General features: G+C 40.2%; 5 protein-coding genes. 1 reads left to right on the top strand and 4 read right to left on the bottom strand.

The window, feature by feature from the left end; translation table 11 throughout:
• Positions 1 to 185: hypothetical protein (locus WAM07_RS04845; RefSeq protein ID WP_422165250.1), on the top strand; the 185-nt coding region annotated here is incomplete at its 5' end.
• A 113-nt stretch (positions 186 to 298) separates the two neighbouring features.
• Here the strand turns inward: WAM07_RS04845 and WAM07_RS04840 are convergent.
• From WAM07_RS04840 to WAM07_RS04825, 4 genes are all read right to left on the bottom strand, one after another.
• The gene (locus WAM07_RS04840) at positions 299 to 739 is read right to left on the bottom strand and encodes a hypothetical protein (RefSeq protein WP_422165248.1); all 441 of its coding nucleotides are present in this window, start codon (positions 737 to 739) and stop codon (positions 299 to 301) included.
• Positions 740 to 1,309: 570 nt separating this feature from the next.
• Positions 1,310 to 1,948 carry a pyridoxamine 5'-phosphate oxidase family protein gene (locus WAM07_RS04835; protein WP_422165246.1) on the bottom strand — a complete coding sequence of 213 codons (639 nt, stop codon included), beginning with the start codon at positions 1,946 to 1,948 and terminating at the stop codon, positions 1,310 to 1,312.
• A gap of 77 nt (positions 1,949 to 2,025) precedes the next feature.
• Positions 2,026 to 2,313, bottom strand: a complete 288-nt coding sequence (locus WAM07_RS04830; protein ID WP_422165244.1) for a hypothetical protein — start codon at positions 2,311 to 2,313, stop codon at positions 2,026 to 2,028.
• Between the two features lie 236 nt (positions 2,314 to 2,549).
• On the bottom strand, positions 2,550 to 3,504 hold a 955-nt coding region (locus WAM07_RS04825; protein ID WP_422165242.1), incomplete at its 5' end, for an FAD-dependent monooxygenase.

Below are 3,504 nucleotides of genomic sequence, written 5' to 3'. Positions count from 1 at the left end.
CACTGGAAGGAAATGAAATAACGATCCATAGCGCCAGTAAAGATGGACGTAAAGAAAGCTTTTTTGTAAGGCTGGATTGGTATAATGAAAATCAGGAATTCCTTGGTTCTCTTTCCAAAGCTTTTGTCGTAAATGTAGACAGAATATCCTCTGAAAAAATTGATAAACAGGATCCCAATCCTTGATGGTTGGGATTTTTATTGTAAGGTTCATTCGAAATGCTTTAATCTCTCCACAAACTTTCATCAGGGAACACTAGCAGCTGCTCCCCTTTGTCTAGAAATCTTTCGGCCTCCCATCACTTATCCATTTTTTCCTCTAACCTTAAATAATCTCTTGTTTTATGTAATTCAACTTCATGTTTGTCGGCAAACTCCGTTAAATAATCAAAAGCTGTGGAAGGATAGAGTTCGACTAATCGAATTTTTCTTCCGTTTCTAACATTTATCATTACAGCCTTTTTAACCCACATCTGTCGGACAAATGTGATTTGACTTATATCCCCGGGCGACAGTTTTCTTGTATTAATTGTCTTTTTAAAGAATAGAAGTCGGTATAACAATTGTTCATTACTTACTTCGAATTTAAATCGAAACGCACTGAATACCACGATCAATACTAAAATGATGGTGAATGATGGTATGGAAAATCCAAAAATATCGGTCAGTATATTCCATACCAGGATAAGACCAAAGATACCAAACATAGATAAACGTTCTGCTCTAACATCAAATTCCATATACCATCCCCCTTGCCCACATATTTTTTTCAACCTTAACTTAAAGGCCAGTCCCATATGAAACTGTAAGCACTCTAAACTACAATAAAAAACCGGAATCAACTTAGCTTGGCAGGCTCTCTCATAAAATTCAATCGGGCCTACCTCCCCAATCCCGGCATATTAGTAGACTTCACCTGCCATCTCCCGCAGGTCTCTATGTAACAATTCTTATACGAACTTGCCAAAGATCATTGTCGAAGCGAATTATTTCCTGGGAAATTTTCACGACTTTTGCAGAAACGTAACTTATTTGAATGATGGCTTCTCTCTCGATACTCTACTACTATGAACGATCCAGGTCACTAAAGGTAATAGAGGAATGAGATAAAACACCGATGTAGCCTGAAATAAAAAACCAACTATGAAAGGTACACTGGCGCTGACGGCTAAACCAAAAGAGAAATTTATTTTAATAAACCATAATCCTAAAGAAATACTACATATACTGATCACGACTAAAGCAAGCAGGACTAAGACCGTACCCATTCTTCCCACCACCTTTCTGATATAAAGGCACTCAACTTCAAATTAATAAAGGCGTTTCGTGTAACTTTCTTTCAAATTTCTCCCGACCGATTCTTCTGTCACTCCCCTTAAATTAGCATGAGCGGCCATCATTTTAGCGGCTGATGGAAGATGCTCCGTTTCCGGCCAGTGATCAGGTTCCCATAGTTTCGAACGTTTAAAGGCTTTCGCACAATGAAGAAAGCACTCTTTCACTTCAACTCCTATTCCCAACAATGGAGTTTTCCCTTGAACGGTCATCTTCTCAAGATATTCCGGATCTCTCGTTATATAAGCTGTTCCGTTGACTCGCAAAGTTTCTCCGGTCCCTGGAATCATAAAAAGCAACCCAACGGATGGATGCGATACTATATTTTGTATAGAATCCAAACGTTTATTGCCTTTTCTTTCAGGAATAATCAGCCTTGCAGAATCCAAAACGCGGACAAAGCCTGGCTGATCTCCACGCGGCGAAGCGTCGCAATCTCCAAATTGATTTACGGTAGAAAGAACTAAAAACGGAGAATGGTTAATAAATTCTACACAGTTGTGATCAAGGTAAGAAATCACTTTATTCTTAGCTAATTCGCCTGGATCACCTGCAACTTCGCGCAGTTCAGCTATCGAATGGACAAGGTGTTTGAAAGGAGGCTCGCTTTTCAAAACATTCACTCCCTGGGAGATTCGTATTTTAATAGATTCTGATTACAAGCGTAAGTTACATAGGTTGTATAAAAGCCTTACGAAGTAACGGAAGCATTCACAAAAGCTAGAAGCGCATGAATAGAGTACCAGCCGATCGATCCTGCACTAATGGAAAGGACTATCACCGAGCCAATCGAGAGGAAACTCTTAGGCCGGCGTCTATTCTTCACAAAAACATAACCTGAAAACAGGAGACTGAATATGAGGAATGTGCCGAAGAATAAAAGCCAGAAACCGTTTAGGCGTATGGAATTCCAAAACAATGTAGCTGCTATAAAAAAGACATTCACAGCGGCGGCCAGAAGTAAGAAAAAAGCTCTCATTCGATCCTTCCTTTCTTTTTTTAGACGCACATGGTTTAATTTTGTCTCCAGTAAATTTCGACCTCTTACTCTAATAACTGCTTTAAAGCTTCGATTTTTTAACCTTTTTCAAAGTGAGAAATGAACCTAAGGTTACGAGAAGATGTGTTCCATAATATTAGGTTTATTTTAACATTATTAACCAGTAGAAACATAAACCTATTGGCAATGTTCCACCACTTAAAAAAGCCCGAATATCACTTTGGAATTCGGGCCCTGTTCATATTTACGAACTTCCTGATAATCGGAAGTACACTAATCCGCATTGTTATATCACGAATGAAGATCCTCCAACGTGTGTCTGGGAGAAAGTAATGAGCAAATTTTCTTCCAGATGCCTGAGTCTTCATAACTTGAGGTTTTAAATCATCTTCATACTTATTCAATGCCTGTTTTACGTTGTTATTCTCCCGTAAAGAGCGCGCCAGTACATAGGCTCCCGTCATAGCGAGAGACGCTCCCTGGCCTGCCATCAGTGAAACCGCCTGACAGGAATCCCCTACAAGGACGACTCGCCCTTTGCTCCATTGAGGCATAACCACCTGGGACACTTCGTCAAAATAAAAATCCGTCGCTTCCTCTGCTTTATCGAGCAATTCCGGGACCACCCACCCCATATGTTTAAAATGATTTTTCAGCTCATTTTTTGCTTCATTTCTGGATAGATGCTCTTCTTTTTTGGAAGCTTTGTATAAAAAGAACGTCGCTGATCGATCTCCTCTGATCGGATAGACGGAAGCCTGGAGGCCAGGAGATGATAAGGAATAAAAAGCGTTGTGTAACTGCTTATTCATGCTGGAATTTTCTATAATATATGCAGCTGTGTAATACCCCATGTGCTTGATATAGTTCTGGTGCTCACCAAATACTAAAGAACGCACACGGGACCTGACTCCATCAGCGCCCACTACTAAATCTGCAGTATCCCGCCTGCCGTCGGATAATGTTACATGCACTTGATCGTCATCCTGCTGGATCTCCTCAATCGTTATTCCAAACCTGAAATCAACTTGATCCTTAACCAAATCATACAAAACCTGCTCCAAATCTCCTCTCAGGAAGTTAAAATGGCGTCCGTTAAATAAATGTCTGAGAGAAGGGTAAGGGAGCTTGAACTTAAACTTGCCTTTCTCGTTCCGAAATTCCAAACCG

This window comes from Halobacillus sp. (genome assembly GCF_049282395.1).
Classification (GTDB): domain Bacteria; phylum Bacillota; class Bacilli; order Bacillales; family Halobacillaceae; genus Halobacillus.
This window is presented reverse-complemented; position numbering and strand designations above follow the sequence as displayed.